We start from the raw sequence: 1598 nt of genomic DNA, 5'->3' as shown, positions 1-1598 counted from the left end.
CATCTCATCGACACCGGTCAGGCGGCGCTGACGCTTCTTGACGATGACCGGTGAGAAGGTCCCTTCCCGGTCCCGCGGCACGTCCACCTCCACCGGGCCCGTGGTCTCCGTCAGCACCGTTTTTGGGCGCACGCCGTTGCGGGAATTCGCGGTCTGCTTCCCTGCCGTATCGTGCTTTTCATATCCGAGATGCTCGGTCATTTCCTCATCGAGCGCGGTCTCGATCACGGTCTTGGTCAGCTGCTTGAGCAGACCGTCCGGCCCGGTCAGGGACAGGCCCTGTTCCTTCGCCATTCTGACCAGCTCGCGCGCAGCGTCGCCCTCGGATACTTCTGTCTTCTTTTCAGCGGTTTTCGTACTCGGCACAGCCTCAAGTGTTGCGGCCATATCGGGCTCCTCCCCGCCAGGCTTACCGCCCGGCGTGTCGAGCCGGATACACCGTTATTTCCACAGTCCCTCACATGGACTCGCCACGCGCTCTCGTCCGAGCGGTAGGTCGAGGGTCAAGTCCATTTGCGTGGTGTAACGCGGGTGCAGCCTGATTCTTGGGTTGGTTAGGCGCTGAGCGCCAGGTCGGTGCCGGTGTCCTCCTTCGGGTCGGTGTCGGTGTCGGGCGTGGCCCCGACGGCGAGTGATTGCTGGATGAGGTCGAGGCCGAGGTAGCGGCGGGATTCGGTCCACTCGTCGTGCTGCTCGGCCAGCACGGCGCCGACGAGGCGGATCAGGGCGGCCCGGTCGGGGAAGATCCCGACGACGTCGGTGCGTCGGCGGACTTCCCGGTTCAGGCGTTCCTGCGGGTTGTTGGACCAGACCTGGCGCCAGAGGCCCTTGGGGAAGGCGGCGAACGCGAGGATGTCCTCGCGCGCGGCCTCGAGGTGGTCGGCGGTCTTCGGGAGCTTCTCGGCCAGGGCGTCCAGGACCCGGTCGAACTGGGCGTGCACGCCGGCCGCGTCGGGCTGGTCGTAGACCGAGTGAAGCAGCGTCTTGACCCACGGCCAGGACGCCTTGGGCGTGGCCGACATCAGGTTCGCCGCGTAGTGCGTCCGGCAGCGCTGCCAGGCGGCGCCGGGCAGGGTCGCGCCGATCGCGGCCACGAGCCCGGCGTGGGCGTCGGAGGTCACCAGCCTCACCCCGGTGAGCCCGCGCGCGGCCAGGTCGCGGAAGAACCCGAGCCAGCCGGCGCCGTCCTCCGCGGAGGAGGCCTGGATCCCGAGGACCTCGCGGTACCCGTCGGCGTTGACGCCGGTGGCGACCAGCGCGTGGACGTTCACGACCCGGCCGCCCTCGCGGACCTTGAGCACCAGGGCGTCGGCGGCCACGAACGCGTAGGGCCCGGCGTCCAGCGGGCGGGTGCGGAACGCCTCGACCTGCGCGTCCAGGTCCTGGGCCATGAGCGAGACCTGGGACTTCGAGAGCCGGGTGATCCCGAGGGTTTCGACGAGCTTCTCCATCCGGCGGGTGGAGACCCCGAGCAGGTAGCTGGTGGCCACGACCGTGGTCAGAGCGGCCTCGGCGCGGCGCCGGCGCTCGAGGAGCCAGTCCGGGAAGTACGAGCCGGAGCGCAGCTTCGGGACCGCGGCCTCCAGCGTGCCGGCGCG

2 protein-coding genes are annotated in these 1598 nt (G+C 69.5%); both read right to left on the bottom strand.

Translation table 11 applies throughout. The annotated features are described in order from the left end of the window. The coding region (locus tag ACQ3I4_RS16715; protein WP_430633347.1) for a transposase at positions 1-387 on the bottom strand (387 nt) is incomplete at its 3' end. A 167-nt stretch (positions 388-554) separates the two neighbouring features. Further along, positions 555-1598: IS256 family transposase (locus tag ACQ3I4_RS16710; protein WP_430633943.1), on the bottom strand; the 1044-nt coding region annotated here is incomplete at its 5' end.

The organism is Zafaria sp. Z1313 (genome assembly GCF_050563205.1).
In the GTDB taxonomy this organism is placed as follows: domain Bacteria; phylum Actinomycetota; class Actinomycetes; order Actinomycetales; family Micrococcaceae; genus JAZDCJ01.
Note: the sequence above shows the minus strand (reverse complement) of the source record. Positions and strands in the feature narration are given on the sequence as shown.